Source organism: Acetobacterium sp., assembly GCF_036508315.1.
Taxonomy (GTDB): Bacteria; Bacillota; Clostridia; order Eubacteriales; family Eubacteriaceae; genus Acetobacterium.
On sequence record NZ_DATCHP010000026.1, the window covers coordinates 18,341 to 43,387 of the forward strand.

The following is a 25,047-nucleotide window of genomic DNA, read 5'->3' on the forward strand; positions in this document are numbered from 1 at the left end:
GCGAAAAAATGCCCGCCGCGCTATGCGGTTAATATGGAAAGAGCTTAAATTAATAGGTCATTCAAACAAATAATTTTACTACCTTTACTTTCATAATAACGTAGCATTTCGTCAATTTTCCTTTTATCATAACTGGTAACGCAATCTGATAGGACATTAACGCCATAATTTGCTTTGCGTAAGTTGTAACAGGTTGATTTAACACAAGCAACAGCATCTGCTCCTGCTATGTAGAAATCACATATTTCATTTTTACTAATAAAGTCTGTAAATTCTTCACAGCTTAATGCGTTTCCTTTGTATTTTGTAAAAACATTTTTTGATACTATTTTCAAGTCTGAAGCTAATTCAGACCCATATGTATTGGGTTTAAGAGTCCTCGTGCCGGCTGATAAATTTTCATGCCTTATATAAATAACATGAATATTATTATTGACTGCCCAATCAATAGCTTTATTGATATTGCCAATAACATCCTTGTAATTCTTTGTTATGTCATTTTGAATATCGATTATTACTAAGGCTTTTTTCTGCATAGTGTTTCCTCCTGATAGGTAGATTGATTTGTTTGCTTTTTATTATACCTTGTAATTGTTGACAACAGTATGGCAACAATCTATAATGATAACAAGAAATTTTGGAAGGCGGCTATCAGATGAAAGTTGACAGGCTTATTAGCATTATTATGATACTCCTTGATAAAAAGCGTATAGGCGCACAGGAGTTAGCAGATATGTTTGAAGTTTCACCCCGCACAATCTACCGCGACATAGACACTATCAACATGGCGGGTATTCCTGTTCGCTCAACATCGGGAGTGGGCGGCGGCTTTGAAATCATGCAGAAATACAAGATCGATAGAAAGGTTTTTTCGACTGCCGACCTTTCCGCTATCTTGATGGGGCTTTCCAGTCTTTCCAATATGATACGAGGTGATGAACTGGTAAACGCCCTTGCGAAAGTCAAGAGTTTTATCCCCGCCGACAGAGCGAAAGACATTGAATTAAAAGCAAATCAAATATATATAGATTTAAGTCCGTGGATGGGCAACAGGAACATACAACCATATTTAGAGATTATCAAAACAGCTTTACAGGAAAGCAAGCTACTTTCGTTTGAATATGCAGACCGCTACGGAAATAAAACCGCACGAACAGCCGAGCCGTATCAGCTTGTATTGAAAAGTAGTCATTGGTATTGGCAAGGGTATTGCCATAAAAGAAATGATTTTCGCTTATTTAAACTATCCCGCACATCAAACCTACAAATACAAGAGGAATTTTTTACGCCACGAGATTATCAAAAACCGCAGTTAGATTTTACTGATATTTTGGCAACTATGCAAACAAAAATCAAAATTCGTATTCATAAATCTGTCATGGACAGGGTACTTGATTATTGCACTTATGAACACTTTTCACCAGACGGTGATGAGCATTACATTGTTAGTTTTCCTTTCATAGAGAACGAATACTACTACAATATTCTTTTCAGTTTTGGGGATAAATGCGAGTGTTTAGAGCCGTTACATATCCGCACAGAAATGAAGCGTAGAATACATGATATAGCTACCATATACGAAAGTTAATAAGTGGAGTAAGACGAAAAAGACAAACGAGTTGCCTTGCCCTTTTTATTCCGTTCTTTCCGTTGTTGTAGGTAGTAAGAAGAAAGTTTCGTAGCAAACATAGGAAGTGTAGGAAGTGTAGCCATATTTCCGTATTTTGTCCGTCCGCGCCCTGCGGCTTGTCGGCAAAATTGCTTGTTGGGAAGTTTCCCTGCCTCTTAACTTATTTGCGGATATATGAAATAGTGAAACAGCCCTGCCATAATGTGGCAGGGCTGTGATTGTTACAGCAATGAGAAACCTTGACCCAGGATGGCTGTCCAGTTGCTTTTCTGAAACAGAAAACGCCTATGCAAATGATTGAAGGTAATAGAAATTTGATGTATAATTTCCCCATGACTCCGCTCGACGCCTGTGGTCGAAAATGCATATAAAAAATTAAGTGTAATTTGATGAGGAATATGCTTTTATTATAACTGGCGGAGCCAGGCTCTAAAAAACGAAGCAGTCGTAATTAATTAAATTAGAAAAGAGGCAAACTATGAAATTCTCAACCTTTAGGGGCGGCTGGTAGCCGCCCGAGACGTCAGGGCGATAGCCAACGGTTGCATAAACACACCACCGTCAAAGCGATTAAAAATCGCGCCCCAACAACCCCAAGGTGACAAACAAAAAACGTCCCCTTGTCACCCCTTTAGGCATCCACACGTCGTTGCTTAATCAGCACCAGCGTTACCGCCAGCACCGCAACCGCAAAGCCCAGAATCACGATCATGCTGGTGAAGATCGAGGTCAGATTGGCCGCATTGAAAGTGACCGCGGCGGTGATTTCATTATTGGCTTTGACATACCAGTAGGTGGGGGTAAAGCTGGCAATGGTCATGACATTGTCGCCCAGCAGCGCCTGGGGGACAAAGACGCCGCTGATAAAGCTGGTGCCCAGGGCGAAGACATTGGCGACGGCGGACATGGCGCCCCGGCTTTTGACCAGATTGCCGATCAGATAGCTGATGCTGAGGGCCGCCAGGGTGAAGACAAAGGAGTTTAAAAGCAGCAGTCGACCGGTGGCGGTAAACATAAAACTGCCATACATGAAAAAGCTGGCCGAGATCAGGACAAGCCAGACGATCACAGCAAAACTGAGGTTGCCGAGGACCATCTGAAAATTCATGTTGGCGGAGCGGAGGGGAGAGCAGAGATTGCGGCGTTTCAAATCCGTATTATTGAAAACCAGCATCACCGAGCAGACCCCCAGAATCAGAATGGCGAACAGGGAATAGGACAGAAAATTGAAATAGTAGCCGGATTTTTCAGCATAGGCGGAGTGGGTACCGCTGCTGATCATGGTCACTGCAGTGGCGTTGGCCAGATCCTCTTGCAGATGTGCCACCAGATCAGTCTGGCTGAGACCGGGCAGATAGGTGGTGTAGGTTTTAGCAGTGTTCAGGTATTTGTTGATCAGCAGATCCATGTAGATGTTGCTGGTGGAATCGGGCACCGTTGTTTTTTCCAGCTGGACGTCGCTGCCATTGAGCATGGCGGCGGTAAAGCCTGCGGGAACCCGGAGGATGTATTCCACCTGGCGGAAGAACAAAGCATCCTGGAGTTTTTGGGTGTCATCGGGAATCGCCACCAGGTTGGCATTTTCACCGAGATAGGTTTTGAGGCCCGCCACCAGCGGCGAATCGACATCGTCATTGATAAAGGAAATGTTGACCTTGACCTTGGTAAAATCGGTATTCTGGGGCGGTTTATAGGCGCTGCTGAGCAACAGTGCCAGGACCATGAAAACCACCAGGTAAATCATAATCTGGGCGCGATTTTTCAGAATTACTTTGAAGAAAGCTTTATAAACTTGCATATTTCTGTCTCCTTAATACAAAATAGGTAACCGCGCTGAAGATCAGCGTGAAGCCGCACAGCAGCAGGATGTCGGTGAAAAACTGGGTATGGGTATTGTAGTAGTACAGCGCATAAAAACTGTCCGTGATCAGGTTGGCCGGGTTGAGGTAGGCAAGAATGGGGGCTTTGGTCATCACGACATATTTTATGTCGGCGGACATCATCCCGGCCAGAAAACACATGGTCATGGTGGAACCGATCAGGATACCAATTTTGAGACCCTCGCCCTGTTTGATGATGGATGCCAGGCAGGCGCCGAAGGTCACCCCGGTGAGGCTGCCCACCAGGCAGGTCAGCACGATATAGCCAGGCTGATCGCCGAAGCTGATGCCCAGAACCCCGCTGATGAAGGTCAGCAGAATCATCAGTTCCAGCATCTGAATCGTTGTGGCGGCCAGCATTGAAGACAGAAAGACCGTCAGTTTATTGGTCGGCGCCAGATTGATCCGGGCCCCCACGGCGGAGAGATCCGCCTGAATGGCCACCACTTCTTTGATTCCGAGAAAGCCGCCGTATAAACAGGTCATGGCAATCAGGGCGTAGAAATAATTGACAACCGGATCCGGGTTGGCCTGGCTGGCGGATACCGCGGTCAGGTATTCGGTGCGGTTGGAAATGCCGTCGAGGCTGCCGCTTTGCAGAGCCCCGGGGTTTTGGGTGATAACGGTGACGATGGTGGCATTCGATTGCACATAATCATCCAGAAAGCCCCGGATAATGGTCTGATTGAGACCGGACTGGTTGACCACCAGTTTGAGATCGGGATCGAACGTGATATAACCGTCGATTTGATTATCTTTCAGCAGGGTATCCGCTTCTGCCTGGGTGGTATTTTGCACAACAAACAGATGATCAGCCCCATTGATGGCCTGGGTGAAAGCCGGGTTCTGATCCAGCGCCTCGTTCTGAATCACGGCCACATTCACTTTCACAAAATTATCGGAGCTTGAGATGTTTGAAAAGGCCAGGTTGAACAGGGTTGCCAGCAGAATCGGAAACAGAAAGGTCCAGAACATTAATTGTTTATCTTTAAAGATGCACTTGAGGCGATAGCGATAATTGAATAAAAACATAGTATTTCTCCTAATCTCTCAGCGCTTTGCCGGTTATTTCCAGAAAGACATCGTTCAGGGTTGGCGGTTCGGAATAAATTTTACCGATGCTAATATTCTGGTTCTTCAGGTAATCAAGAATCGCAATCAGCGTATTTTTCCCCTGACCGGACTTCACCACCAACTGATGGTCGGTCAGCTCAGCCGAAATAATGTGGGGCAGGGCTGCGATTTCGGTTAGATCCAGATGCTCGGGATTGAGCAGTTCAAGGTTGATGTGCTCACCGGATTTGATCATCTGCTTCAGTTCTTCATTGGTGCCCATGGCAATGATCTTGCCCTTATCCATGATGGCGATGCGGCTGCAGATCTGCTCAACCTCTTCCATATAATGGGTGGTGTAGATGATGGTGGCGCCCTGGCGGTTCAGCTCCAGAATGCCTTCGAGGATATTGTTGCGGCTCTGGGGATCGACGGCCACGGTGGGTTCATCAAGAAAGATGAGTTTGGGCTTATGGGCGATGCCGCAGGCGATGTTCAAACGGCGGAGCAGGCCGCCGCTGAGTTTTTTCGGATAGAATTTTTTAAAATCTCCGAGCCCCACAAAATCGATGGCTTCGGCCACCAGTTTTTTGCGGGTTTGTTTATCGCTAATGTACAGGCAGCAGAAGTAATCGATGTTTTCGTAAACCGTCAGCTCATCAAATACGGCCACGTTCTGCATCACCACCCCAATGTTGCGTTTGATATCATAGGCGTCCGGGGTCATCGGCTGATCATAGAGTTCGATGGTGCCCTTATCATATTTAAGCAGCGATAAAATACAGTTGATAGCGGTGGTTTTACCGGACCCGTTGGGGCCCAGCAGACCCAGGATTTCACCTTCCTGGACTTCCAGATTGAAGTGGTCCAGAGCGATCAGATCGTCGTATCGTTTGACCAGGTTTTTCACATTTATTAACATTATATTCCTCCCGAATAAATCAAGTCATTTAAACTTGTTGATGTGTTTATTCTAACGGTTCTGGCGGCTGATTGGAAGTGACGGTGCTCATGATTCAAAATGACAAATGTCATCATTTATGTTAATATATGTGATAATAACAACGTTGGGGAATGAAGGTTTGGTAGAAACGATGAATAAATTAATTGATAAACTGATTATTTTTGTGTTTTGTCTGGCGCTGTATCTGACGACCGTGGCCAATGCCTATGTGATTGTGATGGTACTGGCAGCGATTATCTTCAGTGCCGCGTCAAGCTATCTGGATGAAGGCCGGATCACCGCGGGGATCTTTATTGCCTATGTGATTTTCTGCTTTTTTGAACCAGTCAGTTTAGCTTTTCTGCCCCTGCTGTGCTACGATGTGCTGATTTCCAGTTATAAGTGGCTGTGGCTGCTGGCCTTACTGCCATTGATCACCGGTTTAAATCTGCTAAGCGGCACGGCGAGTGTTTTAATTCCGATTTTTATCGTCGTGGCCTACTTTTTAAAAAAGCGGACCCTGTCGCTGGAAACCATGAAAAAAGACTATTTTATGCTGCGGGATCAGGCCAAGGAAACCGCGCTGCAAATGGAAAAGAAAACCCAGGTGCTGATGGAGAAACTGGATTATGAACTGAATCTGGCCACCCTGAAAGAACGCAACCGGATCGCCCGGGATATCCATGACACTGTCGGCCATATGCTGTCCCGCTGCATTTTACAGACCGGCGCACTGCTGGTTGTGAGTAAAGATGAGCAGATAAAAGCGGGGCTGGGAAGCATCACGGAGACCCTTTCGGAGGCCATGAACAGCATCCGGGACAGCGTTCATGATCTCCATGACGAAGCCCTGGATGTCCAGGTGGAACTGCAGACCTTAATTAATAATTTTAAGTTCTGCCCGGTAAAATTCGATTATGATGTGGAAACAAACCTGGAAAATGACTTGAAATACTGTGTTATTGCCGTTGTCAAAGAGGCCTTTTCAAATATCATCAAGCACTCAGATGCCACTTGCGTGTCCTTGACGGTTCGTGAACATCCGGGCCTTTATCAACTGGTGATCCAGGACAATGGCACCAAAAAGGTGTACAGCGATGATCGGGGCATGGGCTTGAAAAATATTTCGGACCGAGTCACGGCACTTAACGGGAATGTACACATCAGCACGGACAAGGGCTTCAGAATATTTATTTCTGTGCCCAAAAATAAATAAGCGAAGCGTGGAGAAGTTGATGAAAATAGTAGTTGTGGACGATGATAAGCTGGTCTGTGCGTCTTTGAAAACCATCATCGAGTCTGAAGGTGATATCACAGTCGTGGGACTCGGTCATAATGGTCGGGAGGGAATTGCGTTGTACAACCAATTAAAACCGGATGTGCTGCTGATGGATATCCGCATGGAAATCATGACCGGTCTCGAGGCGGCGGAGACCATTTTAGGACAGGATGCGGCCGCAAAGATTTTATTTTTAACGACCTTTGTAGATGATGAATACATCATCAAGGCCCTTAAGCTGGGGGCAAAAGGTTATCTGATCAAGCAGAATTTTGAGAGCATTGTCCCTTCGCTGCGAGCCGTGAATGCGGGACAAAATGTATTTGGCCAGGATATCATCACAAAAATTCCGGGCCTCGTCAATCATGAGCAAAAACTTGATTTTTCCGCCTATGATTTAAATGAGAAAGATCTGGAGATGATTAACTGGGTCGCCCTGGGCCTTAATAATCGGGAAATTGCCGGCTGTGTCTATTTAAGTGAAGGAACAGTAAGGAATCGGATCAGCATTATTCTGGAAAAGCTTGAGCTGCGGGATCGTACCCAACTGGCAATCTTTTATTATAAGAATAAAGGATGATATTTGGGATATGATTAATAAGAGCAAAGAAAAGAAGCCCGAGAGTTTACCGGCAATGGCTTTAATGGCACATTGTCCTGGCCAATTTGATCCACTATAACCTTCAGACTGCCTTTTGTTTCATAGCTCAACAAGCGGTTGCAACATCTGAGAATGGCCGACAAATATTCAATCGTCAGCAGGTTTTTGGTGATTTCCTTTTTGAAATAGTAATAGATACCCCCATTAACAATAATTGAAATGATCAGACTCATCAGGCCGATGGTGGGATCAATGAGACATATCCCAATGCACAGAAACGGAATAATTGACAGGATCGAGTAGACCATTGGGTTCTTGAGTGCCTTCATTTCAATTCCGAAAATAAGTGCAGAAACATCGTTATAGTTGGCTTTGCCCAATTTTGCAAGAATCATTTGAATTTCCAGACGTTCTTTGGGATTGTCCTCGAAAAAAGTAATGAGCTGATCTCTTTTCCTAAGTGGTTCATCCTCCCATTTTGGCTCATGAAGGGTTGCATACAACACTTCGTCACCAACAGAGGTCAGACAGGTATTCATCTGTTTAAACACATCGTCCATATCCAGATCGCTCCATGTTAAGTCATCAATAACCACATCGATCGTTTCATATTTAAGTTTTCGATCCCAATAATCGGTCACGCTTCCCCAAATAGCGGGATCGAAACTGGTTGGTGTTTTTCCAAACCCATTAATTAACCGTTGCCGCGAATTTTGGCTGACTTTTCGGCTGGAAAATAAATTAAAAATGATAAAAGCTATGATTCCAACAACCACAAAAAATAATATTCCCATTAGATACTCCTCAAATTCTGACATTACTATAAAGATTTTTGAATAACCGCCAGAAAAACATGCACTTAATATACCCCTTCGCCTGTTCAATGTCAACTTTATGGAGCAATTGAATGGTCTATCAATATCCTCCCGCGCCTATTAATCAGGGCGTCTTTATTTGTTCGAAATTCGCTGGGCTTTAGGCTTTATAGATATGAATGACGCCATTTAAAGCCATTCCGCCTCCATGTTACAATGAATCAAACAAGGAAAGGAGGTGAGAAAAATGGCAGTAACAACCGAACCATTGGGTAAAAAAATACAATTGCGTTCCAACCACGGCATTAATCAACGTTCAGCAAATAAAAAAGATGACATAAACCAGGAAAGGAGCTGATAACCCATCAAACTATTTAGCGAACTGTCCCTATGGTTTCCCCATAACTTACTTTTCTAATTTATCTAAAGTCTCAAGCAACGAATTATATAATCGTTGTTTTTTTTTGCAGTAAATCATGCTGCAATTGATTGAGACCTATTAAATTTCAATAAAAGTGAAATATTACAAGCAGTCAGTCGATTTTAATTGCGTTGATATGAAAAAAGTTGTAGAATTCTCTTATAAGCCTAAATATCTTAGTAAACGTTTTAACGATAAGGGGATAAGCATGGAAAAAAATCCGCACAAGGGTCATCGCCAACGGGTTAAAAACAGAGTAGTAAAGGAAGGGATTGACAGCTTTGAAGATCATCAGATCCTTGAGCTGCTTCTTTTTTACTGCATTCCCATGAAAGACACCAACGAACTAGCCCATCAGTTGATGAATGAATTTGGTTCCCTGACCGGCGTGTTTGATGCCGATCCCAAAGACCTGTGCGCAAAGGCAGGTGTCACCGAAAACACCGGGATTTTACTTTCCCTGATCCCAGCCCTGGCCCGGCGGTACAATCAGGGGAAGTTCAGCGAAAAAGAAGTGCTTAACAGTACCTCAAAGGCCGGTGACTATGCCATTGCCTTATTTACCGGTCGACTCAATGAAGTGTTTTACGTCATCTGTCTGGACAGCCAAAATAAGGTCAATCATGCGACCCTGCTCCACGAAGGCACCATCAATGAAGCACCGGTTTACCCCAGGATGATTGTGGAAACCGCCCTGAGACACCAGGCAACCAGCATCATTCTGGCCCATAATCACCCCGGAGGAAGCCTGGAGCCCTCCCAGGCCGATGTGGATGTGACCCGAAAAATAAAACTGGCGACCGAAGCCATTTCCATAACCGTTGCCGATCACATCATCGTCGCCGGGGAGAGTTATTACAGTTTTGCAGAAAACAGGATGCTGTAAAGGATAAGCGAAGACAGTGGACTCCGATAAATACCAATGAAACCGAAAGAGAAAAAACCGTAAGCCGACAATTCCAAATAGGAGTCGTTTCTATCTGGAATACCCAAAACAGCAGACACCGTCTGTTAAATTAAGCTGATCACATTATTGTGGAATTTTAACCGGAGGTATTGAAATGCAAATAGGATGCACAAAAAAAATATTAGACACACTCGATGTGACAGTGTGTGATCAAATTGAAGACAATGACCTGTTTTGCTGGAGTGCCAATCTGCTGACAATCAAGCGACGAAAAGCGGTTGTGGTTGTCAATGACAGCAATCGCTTTGGCTTTGCCCTTTATGGTCTGAAAGCCAAAGATTTTAAGGGATTGAAAACACTGATCGAAAATGGGATCCGGAGATGTCTGCAGAATGAAAACATCAAAGAAGAAGTGATTGATCAGTACTTTGCCCAGGCAAAGGAAACGGTCTTTACAAAAACCAGAGGACGGGTTTTTGTGGCCAGACTCAACCGAGCCTGTGGCGTTGTAGAATGCATGGATGACCTGCTGGACACCTCCGCTTTATACCAGACAGAAGTATCAGGAAACATGAACAGCGACTTATTCAAACCCAGTAAAACCATTGATTATGCCCATCCCTATGAATTGCTGATCCATGATTTTCAGAAGGTATACGGCGAAAAAATCATTGCGCTGGAAGCGGCGGATTTGCTGATCAAGCTGGATCTTGGCGCTTACTCGGCAACCAGAAGGCTACTCGTGCCCATGGGTGTCACCTTTAAAGAACTGCATCAAATCATTCAGATCGCCTTTGACTGGCAGGACAGCCATCTGCACGATTTCAACCTGTTTGATGAACAAGGAAAATGTCTTTTAACGATCATCAGCGAGTTTGAAATGGACGTCGAACCCCGGCCGGATTGCCCCATGGCGCTGGAAAAAGAGGTTCGGATCGATGCGACGATCAGGGATGCAAAAAAGATCATCTACACCTATGATTACGGCGACGGCTGGAATCATACAATTACGGTCCAGGGCATCGTTTCAGACTATGATAAAAATTATCCGTTATGCATCATGGCCGAAGGCAACCGGCCCCCTGAGGATGTGGGCGGGATACCGGGATTTGAAGACTATCTGGAAATCATGAACAACCCGGATCACCCGGAATATAAAGAGATGAAAAGCTGGTCAGCCAGCCAAGGGTATAAAGATTTCAACATTGATATCACCAACCGCAGGCTGAGGTACATACTTAGTAGATAACAGTTAATTGCGAAAGTGTCGTTAGCGACCCTGTCAGTTTACGATAGTATCTATGAATTTCGCAATTACCTGACCAATAAGACAGAAAGAGGAGCCCATGGGCAATTACCGAATAGCCGGTGCCAATGCAGCCAATCAGAATTGCATTACCGGTGAGAATGATCATCTTTATCAATACCTGAAAGCCGCCATTGCCAAAGCCAGTGAAATAGACATCAATGTGTCATTTTTAATGGAGTCAGGCATCCGGCTTATTCTTGATGATCTGAAAACAGCAGTTGACCGTGACGTAAAAATCAGAATCCTGTGCGGCAATTATTTAAACATCACCAATCCCACGGCCCTGTATCTGCTCAAAGATGCCCTGGGTGACCGGGTGGATCTCCGATTTTACAATGTTCCCAATAAATCCTTCCACCCCAAAGCCTATTTTTTCAAATACAGTGATTACGACGAAATTTTTATGGGATCCTCCAACATCTCAAAATCAGCCCTGACCACCGGCATCGAATGGAATTACCGGATTGATTCCCGGGACAATAAAGAGGACTGCGACTATTTCAAACAGACCTTTGAGGAACTTCTGGCCAGTCATTCCATTCCCATTGACGATGCCGAGCTCAAAAGATACTCGAAACAATGGATACGCCCGAAAATCATCTGTCAGATTGAAGACAGCGAAGCCAAAGAAGAAACGGCTGCGGTCGTCGTTAAGGTGGCCCAGGGTCAGGCAAATTTCAAGGTGGACAAACTGCCTGACGAACTGGCACCGTTGATTACTTTTCCCCAACCCATCGGTGCCCAGATAGAAGCCCTGTACGAACTGAAAAATTTCCGCCGGGAAAATCTGGACAAAGGGCTCATTGTGGCTGCCACCGGCATCGGAAAAACCTTTCTGGCAGCCTTCGATTCAAAAGAATTCAGGCGTATCCTTTTTGTAGCCCACCGGGATGAGATACTGAACCAGGCGGAGCACACCTTTAAGTGTGTGCGCTATGAGCTGAGTACCGGCCGTTTCAACGGCACCCAAAAAGACACAACCCAAGACATTATTTTTGCATCGGTACAGACTCTGGGGAACAAATCCTATTTAGAGGATGGCTATTTTTCCCCGGACGACTTTGACTACATCATCATCGATGAATTTCATCATGCGGTTTCCGATTATTATCAGAACATCATCGACTATTTCAAACCGAAATTTCTCCTTGGCCTCACCGCAACCCCGGAACGGCTGGATAATCAGGATGTTTTTGCGCTCTGCGACTACAACGTGGTTTACGAAGTCCGGTTAAAAGAAGCCATCAATAAAGGCTGGCTGGTACCGTTTCGGTATTACGGCATTTATGATGACATGGACTATGATGCGGTCAGTTTCAGAAATGGCCGATACGATGACGAACAGCTTGAAAAACTGGCGAATGTCAATAAGCGGGGCAATCTGATTTTTCAGAATTACTCAAAATATGAAAGTGCACGGGCATTGGGCTTCTGCATCAACCGAAACCATGCCTTGTATATGACCGACTATTTCAGAAAACAGGGCATTAAATGCTGTGCAGTCATCAGCGGAACAATGGATGACGATCAAAAAGACCTGGTTCATCCCCGTGATAAGGCAATCAAAGCATTAAAGATCGGTGAGCTGCAGGTGATTTTCTCGGTGGATATGTTCAATGAAGGACTGGATATACCCGAACTGGATATGGTCATGTTTCTCAGACCCACCCAGTCGCCTACCATCTTTCTCCAGCAGTTGGGGAGAGGTCTGCGTAAGTCCCGGGGGAAAAACTATGTCAATGTACTGGATTTCATCGGCAATTATAAAAAAGCCAATCTGGTTCCCTTTTATCTCACAAGTGAACCGCCGACTATTCAATCAGGGAAGAAGACCGGAAAACTCCCAATCGAAGCCGACTATCCCGAAGATTGCTTTGTAGATTTCGATTTCAGATTAATCGACTTGTTTAAAAAAATGGCTCAGGATCAGAAGAAAATCAAAGACCTTGTCATTGAGGAGTTTGTTCGCATACAGGTCTATCTTGGCCGAAGACCCCTGCGTCTGGACATGTATGTGCACCTTGATGAGGCTATCTTCGAAACCATCCGAACCAAGAAAGAGCTCAATATTTTCAGGGATTACCTGTCCTTTTTAAATGACATCGGTCAGGCCACCTCAGAAGAAAAAGAACTGCTGGGAACAGCGGCCCATGGATTCCTCAAAACCATTGAAAATACAGCCATGTCCAAAACCTATAAAATGCCGGTTTTTCTGGCCTTCTACAATGGCGGAACCATGAAGCCGGCAATCAGTGAAGACGATCTTTATCGGAGCTTCAAGGCATTTTATGAAAAGGGATCAAACTTAATTGATCTGCTCCGGGACAAAAGCACCGCCAATGCGTTAAACTGGGGCAAAAAAGAATACGTCAGCCTGGCCAATAAAAACCCTGTCAATTTCCTGTCCCAATCTGCCAGCGAATTCTTTGTTAAAAAAGACGATCTCTTTTGCCTGACACCGGAATTAGAGGATTATATTGCCAATCCGGTTTTTGTCCGGCATTTCAAGGATATCATTGATTACCGAACCAAGCGTTTTTATAAAGAGCGTCTTGAAAAGCTGAAATAATACAATTTATACAAACAGGAGCTAACTATGAATAAAACCCTGAGTTATTACAACAACTCTGCCAGGTCCTTTATTGAAGGAACCATTGATGCGGATTTAAGTGACCTGCGCCAGCGTTTCCTCAATTACCTGCCAGATTCCGCCCACATTCTGGATCTGGGCTGCGGTTCCGGCCGGGATTCAAAGTCATTTCTGGAACAGGGCTATACCGTCACCGCCATGGATGGTTCAATCGAATGCTGCAAGCTGGCAAGTGACTATATCGGCCAGGAGGTGCTCTGCAAAACCTTTGAGGAATTGGATTTCGACCAGGCTTTTGAGGGGGTCTGGGCCTGCGCCTCTTTGCTGCATGTGGCCTATGAGAAACTGACCGGGATCTTTGAAAAAATTGCACAGGCACTGAAGCCCGGCGGTGTTTTGTATGCTTCATTTAAATACGGTGATTTTGAAGGGGAGCGGAATGGCCGGTATTTTACAGATCTGACTGAGAAACGGCTGAAGGTTTTGCTTGATCCGGTGGAAGGGTTTGAAATTATCGAGACATTTGTGACTGAGGACATGCGGGAAGATCGGGATGGGGAGAAGTGGTTGGATGTGATTTTAGAAAAGAGCTGCAACCGATATGTAGAAAAAACAAGGCGTGATATAAACTACTAAAAAGGATCAGGAATTCGTTTAATGTACCTAGAATAGAAAGATTATAACATGGGAGATGAACATAAAATGAATCAGTCGATAATAATCAGTAAAATGAATGAATTTATGTTAGAACTCAATGCAGTAATTGGTGAATGGCTTCAAAGTAAACTCCCAGAGATCACACCTAACTGGTGGGATGATTTGGTTATCAACAATTTGAGTGACTCGCAGTATGAACAGGTAAAGAAGAATGAAATACATGAGTTAAAGGAATTTGATTTAGAAGCCTTACTTAGAATTCTTGATCGTAATTGGTTTATTATTGCGACCTCGTTTTTTGTTGATAATAAAGAACGTGTCAATATACATAAAATGCAGGAAACAAGAAATGCCTGGGCTCTTATTATACAAAACGATATTTCCAAAGAAAAAATAATTGATGATTTGGAAACAATAAAAGAGTTATTTGAATTATTTGGTGCATCAATTCAAGTAATCAGAGAATTGGAACATTTTATAATTGATGTAAGTGCTGATAATAATATTAAAAACAATCAATTTAATAGCGTTGATGAAAAACCGGTAGAAGTGGAGCAAAGTACAAATCAGGATATTACTGTTGGAAAACCGGTATGTCTTGTGAGCGATGAATCAATTGTTGGTGCTGTAACAGAAATTAATGGAAATAAATATACGGTTCTCCTCGGCGGCGAATTCAAGAACTTTTATAAAGAACAGATTAAATTGCATAAACCAAAATCTTGCGATAATGTTGTTTCTCTGAGCCGTTTAAGATCTTCAATGACTGCATATCAGATTTATAACCCTGGTTCCAGTAACTTATATTCATTAAATGCAGCCAGAATTGATTTTGTACCCTATCAATTTAGACCGGCTCTTAAGATAATTAAATCAGAGAGCTCAAGAATTCTTGTTGCGGATGATGTAGGTGTTGGTAAGACAATAGAAGCGGGTCTTATTTTAAAAGAGTTGGAGGCTCGTTCCAGTATTAATTCGGTATTAATTATATGTCCAAGACCACTGGTGGCGGAGCGTAAGTGGGAAATGGAGATGAAACGTTTCGATGAAAATTTTTCCCCTTTAGACGGAAAGGTATTTTTACAATCAATTTCAGATACAAATAGAGATGGTGAGTGGCCGGAAAGGCATTCAAAAACAATTATACCTTATTCATTATTTAGTGAAACCAATATTATGGGTGGCAACGGCAAAACCGGCAGCCGCAGAAGAAATATCGGTTTAGCTGAACTGGATCCTTTACCACGATTTGATCTTGTCATTGTTGATGAAGCCCACCATATCAGAAATCCACAAACATGGCAGTATAAGGGTGTGGACTTGTTTTGTAGAAATGCAGATACAGTTGTCTTTTTAACGGCAACTCCACTACAGAATAGCGATAATGATCTCTATACACTATTGAATCTATTAAGACCTGATGTGGTGCTTGATAAGGAAACGTTCAAGATGATGTCAGAGCCAAACAGGAACATTAATAATTTGCTAGGGATTATACGTCGTCAGGCAGATAGCTGGCAAAAAGAGGCGAAATCTGAAATTGCAGAAGTATTAACAACAAGTTGGGGACGGAATGTCATTCAGCATAATCCGAATTTTGCGAAAATCTATGATTATATTGAAAAGCCTTCAATTACAAGAGCTGAAAAAATAGAAGCCTTGTCAAGGGTTGAGAGACTGCATAGTTTTTCAAATATCATTAATCGAACTAGAAGACGGGATATTGAAGATTTTTGTATGCGAAGGACTGTGACAGTGGAGGTTGATTTCAGTAGTGTGCAAAGAGATTTATATGATGCCGTTATCGAATTTGAAAGTGCAGCATTAGCCCAGCTTCATGGAAAACAAAACGTCCGGTTTATGATGTGCACGATTATGAGACAAGCAGCAAGCTGTTTATACGGATTGGCACCATTTCTTAATGAATTGGTAAACCGACGACTTGACCAAATTCAGGAAGATGGCGAAATCTTTGAATATGATTATGAATTTAATGATGATGATACCAATTCATTAAGTGAACTTGCAGGTGAAATTGCAAAACTAACAGAAAAGTTACCAGTTGAAGATCCCAAATATACTAAAATGTATGAAGTCGTCAAAAATAAAAATGAAGAAGAAAATAATAAAGTTATTATCTTTAGTTCGTTCAGGCATACACTCCGCTATATTTATAAAAAGCTCAAGAAATCAGGTATCCGTGTTGGCCAAGTTGATGGATCAGTTCCGGATGAAGAAAGATATTCACTTAGAAAGAGGTTTATGCGGAATAAAAATGACGAACAGGCAATTGACGTTCTTCTTTTTACGGAGGTAGGTTGCGAAGGTTTGGATTATCAGTTTTGCGATACCATGATTAATTATGACTTGCCCTGGAATCCAATGCGAATTGAACAGAGAATTGGAAGAATCGACAGACGAGGACAAAAGAGTGAATCAGTACAAATATATAACATGATTACAAAAGATACGATTGATGCAGTCATATATGACCGGTGTTTAAGTAAGATCGGTGTCTTCGAAGCAAGCATTGGTGATTGTTCAGAAATATTAGGTGATATTAGCAATAAAATTTTAAAAATTATGTTTGATTCTAATCTCACAGCTGATGAAAGAAATCATAAATTAGAAAAAATGGCTGATAATGATGTGATGAAAGTACATGAAATGCAGAAGTTAGAGCAGGATGAAAAAGCATTGTTTGGTTTTGATCTTTCAAATTATATGATGAATAAAGATGTACAGGAAGCAGAGAATTCATGGATTTCGCCACAGAGCATGAATGAGATGGTCGGTTTGTTTTTAAATGATCTGTTGGGCGATGGGGAATATCTCAAGGGAAAGACTGAGCATAAAAATTTACGGTTGTCATCGGATAAACGTATTAAGTTACTGGATAATCTTAAAAATTTATCGATTGCGAATAATAATGCTGCAAACAAATTATGGAGCGCGTATTTAAAATCTGAAAAGTCAAATTTACCGGTAACATTTGACAGCACTTATGCTAAGGATAACAGAGAAATAGTATTTTTGACACAGATGCATCCTTTGGTGATCCAGGCAGCTAAATATGAAAGTAATTCTTTTCCTTGGGAAGTAGGAGTTCGTATAACGAATGAATTATTAAAACCGGGAGATTATGAATTCTTGGTGTATGCATGGAAATATGTTGGTTTTAGACCAGATATTAAAATGATTGCAATAAGCGAAAACGCAGTTATTCAGAACAATATTCTTGAATATATAAAGTATGCGGACCAGCATCAAATTGAATCTTCAGACTATGATTCCAAATGGCATAATATGGATGCATTACATTACGATAAATGGGCACAAGAACGAAAAGATTATATCGCTATTGTAGAAGATGATTGTTTTTATCGTCTGGAACAATTAAGTCAGTCATTTAAGCAGAGAGAAGCAGTATTTATTGAAATGATTCGTAAAGCGGAAGATGAAAGAATTCAAAGGATGAGGCATTCTCAATTGGATAAGCTAAGGTTTGATTTTGAGAAACAAAAAAAAGAAATCAGCAGTGTAAAAGAAAAAGCGGATATCCATTCTAACTTGTTGGTAAAAGGCGTGGTTCACGTAGAATAGAGGGAGATTGTTATGAAAAAAATTGACTATGAAACAATATATAAGAATAATAAAGAGGGCTGGTCTGAGTTGACAGAAAATCCGCAGAGATATGAGGCATTACTTGCGGGTCATTATTCAGATAGCAACCATTTCGTATACGAATTGCTGCAAAATGCTGAAGATGCATATGCCAAAGGGGTAGTATTTGAATATTATTCAGACAAGCTTGTATTTTATCATGATGGCAAACCTTTTGATGCGAAAGATGTTCGGGGAGTTTCATCAATGCTTATGGGAACAAAAGATGAAAATGATGCACAAACAATCGGAAGGTTTGGTATGGGTTTCAAATCTGTTTTTAAATATACATATCAACCGGAAATTTATTCAGATACTGAATCTTTCCGGATAGAAAATTATCTTTTGCCTGTGGAGATAAAAGAACATTGGAACTATCAGGAAGAAATGAAATCGTTAATCTATCAGTTATCAGAAGAGCAAAAGATATGTCCTTTTGAAAAGTCTAAACATTTGACCAAGTTTGTAATACCATTTGCCAAAAGGGAGAAAGATGGAAAAATTATAAAAATTTGGGGGGATGACGTTCTTGGTAAATTAAACAATATTGATCGGGAAATTTTGCTGTTCTTAACCCATATTAAGAATCTATTTTGGATTGATAAAACAACAAATAAATGTGCATTGATTTCATTAAATGAAAGCAAAAGTGATGCAAATCTTAAAATCTGTAAAATTGAAGGCAGTGACTATGGAGAAAAGGGAGAGATTGTAAATTATCTTAAATTCATTAGAAAATTCAATCATGAACAGATGAAGTCTGCAGAGGTAAGCATTGCATATAAGCTAAATAATCCACTTAACAATATTAATGAAATGGAAAGAACTAATATATGGGTATACTTCCCAACAAAAGATACTACAGACCTTCCGTTTTTAATTCACGGTTCATTTGAAACTGCTGTATCCAGAGAAAAACTAATGTCACCATCTGCGTTTAATTCAGAGCTGTTTCAGGAGCTGGGTGATTTGATTTGCGAATCATTGCTTGATTTACGTAATCGCAAACTGATTACACAGAATTTCATCAGAAAAATAATAATTCCTGCTTTTATGGACAATACAATTATTGGATTAAAGAAAAAGATAACAAAGATATTCATTGAAAGTGAATTGCTACCAGATAGAGAAGGTAACTTTAAAAAACCTAATGGAGTTTCAATGGCAGTTCCTTTCGGTATGGCTGATTTTTTTGCTGCGAAATTATTTCAAGAAACATTTCAAGGTATAAAGTCTTTTGTGGCTTTTAATAATGATAAAGAATTAAACTTTACTGAATATTTTAACTGGCTAAAAGATGATTTGCATGTACATATATTTAACCTTGAAGCCTGGGCAAAACGGCTTTCAAATACAGTGAATATAAATAGTACCGAAATTGATAGTGATACTCAAATATTAAAGAATTTTTATAAACTTTTATATGAAAACAGAGAAGATATCTGTTCATCTGATCTAACTTATAACCGTCGAAGACCATACGAACTTGTAATTCGTAATCGTCTGCAAGAAGCTTGGAATTTATTGAGAACTGCTCCGATCGTTCTTAATGCCAATAATAAATTAATGCCGGCATTTCAGAATGGGAAAGCGATGATGTATTTAAATTCTTCCAGTGAATATAAAAGTGTGATTGCGGATTCGCTAGTAAATAATAATATTGCTAAAGAGTTCCTACGACTATTATCGGATGAATTAAGAATTGAAGTATTTGATAATTATCAATATATGAAAGAAAAAGTAATTAAAAAATATATTAATATTGACAAGAATATGAATATAAGGTTTGAAAATTCTGATAATTATGAAGAAGAGTATATAGAGGATTTGAAACAAATATTCAAGTTAATAGAGGATCAGAATGACACATCAAAAGTGAAAGAACTGTTGAATGAAGCATATATCATTGCAATTATTCAAGATAATGATCAGCAAGTATTTGGAAAACCTGGAGCAGCTTATATTGAGACCTCTAACGAAGGTATTGACTTAAAAACATATTTTGCAGAGTTAGAGAATATAATAAAAGTTTGGCCCATAAATATGGAATTGTATAAAAAGCATGGAATAAGTGATAAGAAATTAAGTCAGTTGGGCGTAGTATGTACACCAGTTAATGAGGGTGACAGAGAGAATATCAATAGAAAATATGGAACCACCTACTGGTCGGCTTTAGATGGTTATTGCCCAAAAATAAAAATTGTTGGTTTGATTGAAAACATGGTTTATATTAGGAAGAATCCGAACTCTGGAAGAACTAAAAATAAGTCAGCGGAGATTTTAAAACTGTTACTGTCTATTAGCGATAAATTAAGTGGAAAGATAACGCGTAGTAAAACGAGGCCAGAAGTACACGATGAAATTGCAGAATCTTATAAAAATGTAGTGCAACTGAATTGGTTATACGATAAAAATGGAAACCTCTCTATGATTAGTAATCTTTCCAAGTTTGATTTAAATCAATCAATTTATGGTGAACCAATAAACGAAAAAGGGGCTTATAGCAGACTTGGTTTTATAGAAACAGAGGATGATGCCAGAGAGGATGCCTTCGTTATTGTATCGGCACTAGATTTAAGAAGTAAGAATGAATTATTAATACAACTTGCGAAAGAACTTGGAATGACAGTTTTAGATTCCTCTGATTGTAGACAAGAAATAGAAAATGATGAAGGAATATTTAATTTAAATGATTGGAGTTCGAATGAGTTTCCGATTAAATATTTGCGGAATAAAGAGAGGTTAATTGAACATATTAAACAACAATTTTTCTGCGCAGACCCTATCACATATAAGCAGGTATGGCGACGGATAAGAGACAGCAAAGATTCTATTATTGTCAGAGCATATGCCATAGGGATGTACACCAATGATTCTGATGTAAAAATATGTCAGATATGCAAACAGCCCATTGAGCAAGTGGAAGTTGTAGAAATAGCAAATTATGGTATTGAACTTGAACAGCTGAATCTTTGCCTATGCAGAAATTGTGCGGGGAAATACAAATCCTTGAGAGATAAGAAAAAAGATGAATTCAAAAAGAGCATGAAATCAGCAATTCAAGAATTGGACGCTGATAATGATGGTCAGGAATATGTGATCGAACTGGGTCCGGATTTACAGCTGGATTTTACGCAAATTCATGTTGCAGAAATCCAAGCTATATTTTCGTTGATAGACGAATTTGGTCTTCCGAATCTCAACAATCAGAAATTAGATATGTCTGATGATGAGATGTTGGAAGATCTATATAATATGGCATATCTGCAAGATGAAGTCTCCGATTTGGCATTGCCAGTAACTTAACTTATCAAATACCACAACAGTTGGTTTGAGTGTAAAGGCTTTCGTTATCCTTGGAGAATATTGGAGAATATCCGATATGAGAAAGCACGTCTTAATTTATCGTTGCTGTCCGAAGAAGATATTGAAGATCTGGGTAGTGCATAATTGTACAATTGTATTTGGTTTCTGCAAAATGATTCCCTGAAGGCCAGCGCGTTATGAGTACTTAATGCTGGTAATATATTAGATCAAAAATTCAAACGCTAGCGGTGCCTGCCCCTTAAGTTATTGAACTTAACTTGAGATTTCACGTTTTGAAGGAGAATACGTGCCTGTGAATCGTATTTAAAATGCCCGTTATTTATGCTTAAAAGGATGCTTACCACTAATAATGGAAAGAACCTGAAATCGGTCAGACAGCGCCGGACGAAACATACTGCTGGAACCGGTGGAGGGCTGACGGTTGTTGAGCCCTAGTGACCGGGGATATAAGAGATGGTCGGGATGGAGAGAAGGGGTTGAATATGATAGGGGTGAAGGGATATAATTAGACTAGACGAATTTTTAAAATAGAGGAGTATCCCATGAAACAATACAAAGTAGCAGCAGCAATCATCATGCACAAGAATGAAATCCTATGTATGCAACGCGCAGAATCGAATTATCCATACCTTTCATATAAATACGAGTTTCCAGGTGGAAAAATAGAAGCAGGCGAGACGGTCGAAGAAGCGCTTTCAAGAGAACTAAAAGAGGAAATGGCCCTAGAAGTTAATGTGAAGCCAGAAAATTTTTTCTTGACCGTCAATTACCAATATCCTGATTTTTCGATTGAAATGCACAGCTATATTATCAACGTAGATAACAAAGCGTTTCAGCGATTAGAACATCATGACCATTGTTGGCTAAAGGCCGAAAGTCTAATGGAACTCGATTGGGCGCCAGCTGATATCCCGATTATGGAAAAATTAATGCTTAATTAGAATGTCTTAAAGAAGGTGACAAAATGGAATCAATCGAAGCAGTTCAAGCCGGTATTTATTCTGGTTTAATTGACAAAAACAGTATATCCTTAGAACAATATCGACCAAGACTTTTGATTAATGATGTCACCAAAGGGCAAAAAGTTTTAACAAGCTTAATTGGCGAGCTGAGACAATGTGATGCGTTCTTTTTTTCGGTGGCGTTTATTACTGAAAGTGGTGTGGTATCGCTTTTAAACACCCTCATTGAATTGGAAAAGAAAAATATCAGAGGAAAGATCATCGCGTCTCGTTATCTGGAATTTACGCAACCAAAAGCGTTAAGGCGTCTTTTGGCATTTACAAACATTGATTTGCGGATTGTAACCACAGGTAATCATCATACCAAAGGTTATATCTTTAGACGAAATGATGTTTATAGTTTGATTGTGGGCAGCAGCAATATGACCCAAAGTGCCTTATCTTCAAATAAGGAATGGAACTTAAAAGTCACATCTATGGAAACGGGTTCTTTGATCCATGAAACACTCAGTGAATTTGATAGTTTATTTAAATCTGCTGTATGCGTCGATTCTCAATGGATTGATCAGTATGAAGAAATATATCTGCAAAATCTGATCAATCAAAACTTCCAAAGGCAGTCAAAACCAACCGTCCTATCGAAAGTCGCGGTTCACAAATCAACCTATCAAGTTGATCATCAGCCGTTAAAAACCGACCACGCAACCCTGCAACTCGATCAGGTGATGCCCAACAAAATGCAAGTAAAGGCGCTGGCGGGTATTCAGCAAATTCGAAATAAAGATGAGATTAAAGCGCTTCTAATCTCGGCAACGGGTACGGGTAAAACATACTTAGCAGCCTTTGATGTGAAAAAAGTTAGACCCGGTCGACTACTTTTCTTAGCGCACCGAGAGCAGCTATTAAACCAAGCGATTGAGAGCTTTGAACGTGTGCTTGGAGCACAGATAAAATGTGGTAAATTATCGGGAAGTTCTCACCAGCACGATTGTCCATATTTGTTTTCAACGGTTCAAACCATCTCCAAAGATGAACACCTATTTTCTTTTAATCCAGGGGAATTTGAGTATATTATTGTCGATGAAAGTCATCGCGCCGGGGCCAATACCTATCAAAAGATTTTAAATTATTTCAAACCGCAATTTTTATTGGGAATGACCGCAACCCCAGAAAGAACCGATGAGCATAATATCTGTGCTGATTTTGATTATAACATTGCCTATGAAATACGATTGCAAGAAGCGATGGAAGAAGATATGCTTTGTCCCTTCCATTATTTTGGTATCTCAGAAATAACCGTCAATGGCGAATTGATTGACGATACCACTGATTTTAATTATTTGACTTCTGATGAGCGGACGAAAAACGTGATCGAACAAATCCATCGTTATGGGCATGATGGACCGAAGGTAAAGGGGTTAGTTTTTTGTTCGAGAAATGCTGAAGCCGCGGTTTTGTCGGATAAGTTTAATCAACAGGGTTTTAAAACAGTCGCCTTATCCGGGAGTGATTCCGGTGAACGCCGTGAGGAAATGATCAGGCGTTTAGAAAGTGATGGAGCCGATTCATTGGACTATATCTTTAGTGTGGATTTATTTAATGAAGGTTTAGATGTTCCCACTCTCAATCAAATCGTGATGCTTAGACCTACCCAATCCGCCATTATTTTTGTCCAACAACTAGGTCGTGGTTTGAGAAAAGCGGAAAATAAAGAATTTGTCATCATCCTTGATTTTATTGGTAACTACAAAAACAATTTTATGATCCCAATGGCTTTATCAGATGATCGTAGCTTTAATAAAGATACGATTCGACGCTATACGGTTGAAGGCACAAGGGTTATACCAGGCGCATCAACCATTAATTTTGATGAGATTTCCAGAAACAAAATATACGAAGCGATTGATCAGGTGAATTTTAGAAGTGTTAAATACCTGCGAGAAAGCTATACAAATCTGAAATACCGCTTAGGTCGCATTCCTAAACTCATGGATTTTGAGTACCATGACTCAATGGATTTAGAAGTTCTGTTTTCTGGTACAATCGGTTCATATCACGAATTTTTAAAAAAATATGAACCAGAATATAAACTTGAATTCAATGAGTTCCAAGAAGAAATCCTGTTATTTGTTTCAAAAAAATTTGCTGTTGGTAAAAGACCACATGAATTATTAGTGCTAAAATCTATATTAGATGGGTTTTCTAATCCACTAAAGCAGATGGAAATTGATCTTTCTGAGAATTATGGAATTGAAGTGAAAGAGAAAACTATTATTAATGTCAGAAATATCTTAACCAATCAATTTCTAGTTGGGTCGGCAAAAAACAGCTTTGAAAACGCGGTTTTTCTTGAAAATCAAAAGCCAGCAACTGCTTTTTTAGAAGAGTTGAAAAATGAACAGTTTAAAGCGTGTTTAATGGAACTAGTAGCATATGGGTTATATCGAAATACAAAATATTATGGAAAACACTATCAAAAGTCGGCATTATCTCTATATCAAAAGTATTCATATGAAGATGTTTGCCGATTATTAGAATGGGAAAAAAATGAAGTTTCTTTAAATATCGGCGGTTACAAATATGATGAAAAATCAGCTACCTATCCGGTGTTTATTAATTATCACAAAAGCGAAGCGATTGAATCCTCGATCAATTACGAAGATCGATTCATTGCACCCTCCAGTCTTATTGCTATTTCAAAGTCAGGCCGAACAATCGCATCGAACGATGTACAAGTGGCCTTAAAGGCACGTCAATTTGGTGTAGATATTGAATTGTTTGTGAGAAAAAATAAAGATGATAAAACGTCAAAAGAATTTTATTATTTAGGAAAAATGTATCCCACAGGGCAAGCAAATGAAATTGTAATGGAAAAAGCCAACAAAAAAGCGGTAGAGATTCATTATCAACTGGATGTACCGGTAAGAGAAGATATTTATGAGTATCTATGTGATGTTCCGGATTAGGTATAGAAAATTAAAGGAGAACGTGTGAACACGAAAGAAACGTC

At 40.5% G+C, this 25,047-nt stretch carries 16 protein-coding genes; 11 read left to right on the forward strand and 5 right to left on the reverse strand.

Going from position 1 to position 25,047, the window contains the following annotated elements; genetic code table 11:
• Positions 1–44: 44 nt before the first annotated feature.
• Positions 45–536, reverse strand: coding sequence for a cysteine hydrolase family protein (locus VIK44_RS03610; RefSeq protein ID WP_331552479.1), 492 nt, complete (start codon positions 534–536; stop codon positions 45–47).
• Between the two features lie 119 nt (positions 537–655).
• On the opposite strand from VIK44_RS03610, the gene VIK44_RS03615 reads away from it, so the two are divergent.
• A complete protein-coding gene (locus VIK44_RS03615) occupies positions 656–1,588 on the forward strand; it encodes a YafY family protein (protein ID WP_331552480.1) in 933 nt (310 codons plus the stop codon).
• Between the two features lie 673 nt (positions 1,589–2,261).
• On the opposite strand, the gene VIK44_RS03620 is transcribed toward VIK44_RS03615, so the two are convergent.
• From VIK44_RS03620 to VIK44_RS03630, 3 genes are read right to left on the reverse strand one after another with little or no spacing between them, the layout of a single operon-like run.
• Complete coding sequence (locus tag VIK44_RS03620) at positions 2,262–3,428, reverse strand: ABC transporter permease (RefSeq protein ID WP_331552481.1); 1,167 nt, start codon at positions 3,426–3,428, stop codon at positions 2,262–2,264.
• Entirely contained in the window at positions 3,415–4,542 is a 1,128-nt protein-coding gene (locus tag VIK44_RS03625; RefSeq protein ID WP_331552482.1) for an ABC transporter permease, read from the reverse strand. The genes VIK44_RS03620 and VIK44_RS03625 overlap by 14 nt, the downstream gene beginning before the upstream one ends.
• A 10-nt stretch (positions 4,543–4,552) precedes the next feature.
• Positions 4,553–5,485, reverse strand: coding sequence for an ABC transporter ATP-binding protein (locus VIK44_RS03630; protein WP_331552483.1), 933 nt, complete (start codon positions 5,483–5,485; stop codon positions 4,553–4,555).
• Between the two features lie 172 nt (positions 5,486–5,657).
• On the opposite strand from VIK44_RS03630, the gene VIK44_RS03635 reads away from it, so the two are divergent.
• Positions 5,658–6,722: a sensor histidine kinase gene (locus VIK44_RS03635; protein WP_331552484.1), complete on the forward strand. Its 1,065-nt coding sequence runs from the start codon at positions 5,658–5,660 to the stop codon at positions 6,720–6,722.
• Between the two features lie 19 nt (positions 6,723–6,741).
• The gene (locus VIK44_RS03640) at positions 6,742–7,365 is read left to right on the forward strand and encodes a response regulator transcription factor (RefSeq protein WP_331552485.1); all 624 of its coding nucleotides are present in this window, start codon (positions 6,742–6,744) and stop codon (positions 7,363–7,365) included.
• A gap of 14 nt (positions 7,366–7,379) precedes the next feature.
• On the opposite strand, the gene VIK44_RS03645 is transcribed toward VIK44_RS03640, so the two are convergent.
• The gene (locus VIK44_RS03645) at positions 7,380–8,180 is read right to left on the reverse strand and encodes a hypothetical protein (RefSeq protein WP_331552486.1); all 801 of its coding nucleotides are present in this window, start codon (positions 8,178–8,180) and stop codon (positions 7,380–7,382) included.
• 650 nt (positions 8,181–8,830) lie between these two features.
• Here VIK44_RS03645 and radC point away from each other — a divergent pair.
• The 8 genes from radC (at position 8,831) to VIK44_RS03685 (ending at position 25,003) form a co-directional block, all read left to right on the forward strand.
• Positions 8,831–9,508 (forward strand): RadC family protein, encoded by a 678-nt coding sequence (gene radC, locus VIK44_RS03650; RefSeq protein ID WP_331552487.1) that lies wholly within the window; start codon positions 8,831–8,833, stop codon positions 9,506–9,508.
• A gap of 175 nt (positions 9,509–9,683) precedes the next feature.
• Positions 9,684–10,778, forward strand: coding sequence for a plasmid pRiA4b ORF-3 family protein (locus tag VIK44_RS03655; RefSeq protein WP_331552488.1), 1,095 nt, complete (start codon positions 9,684–9,686; stop codon positions 10,776–10,778).
• A gap of 97 nt (positions 10,779–10,875) precedes the next feature.
• Positions 10,876–13,407, forward strand: coding sequence for a DEAD/DEAH box helicase family protein (locus tag VIK44_RS03660; RefSeq protein ID WP_331552489.1), 2,532 nt, complete (start codon positions 10,876–10,878; stop codon positions 13,405–13,407).
• Between the two features lie 27 nt (positions 13,408–13,434).
• Entirely contained in the window at positions 13,435–14,064 is a 630-nt protein-coding gene (locus VIK44_RS03665) for a class I SAM-dependent methyltransferase (protein ID WP_331552490.1), read from the forward strand.
• Between the two features lie 48 nt (positions 14,065–14,112).
• A complete protein-coding gene (locus VIK44_RS03670) occupies positions 14,113–17,688 on the forward strand; it encodes an SNF2-related protein (RefSeq protein WP_331552491.1) in 3,576 nt (1,191 codons plus the stop codon).
• 12 nt (positions 17,689–17,700) lie between these two features.
• The gene (locus VIK44_RS03675; protein WP_331552492.1) at positions 17,701–21,054 is read left to right on the forward strand and encodes a sacsin N-terminal ATP-binding-like domain-containing protein; all 3,354 of its coding nucleotides are present in this window, start codon (positions 17,701–17,703) and stop codon (positions 21,052–21,054) included.
• A gap of 563 nt (positions 21,055–21,617) precedes the next feature.
• A complete protein-coding gene (locus VIK44_RS03680; RefSeq protein WP_331552493.1) occupies positions 21,618–22,016 on the forward strand; it encodes a (deoxy)nucleoside triphosphate pyrophosphohydrolase in 399 nt (132 codons plus the stop codon).
• A gap of 23 nt (positions 22,017–22,039) precedes the next feature.
• A complete protein-coding gene (locus VIK44_RS03685; RefSeq protein ID WP_331552494.1) occupies positions 22,040–25,003 on the forward strand; it encodes a DEAD/DEAH box helicase in 2,964 nt (987 codons plus the stop codon).
• Positions 25,004–25,047: the final 44 nt, after the last annotated feature.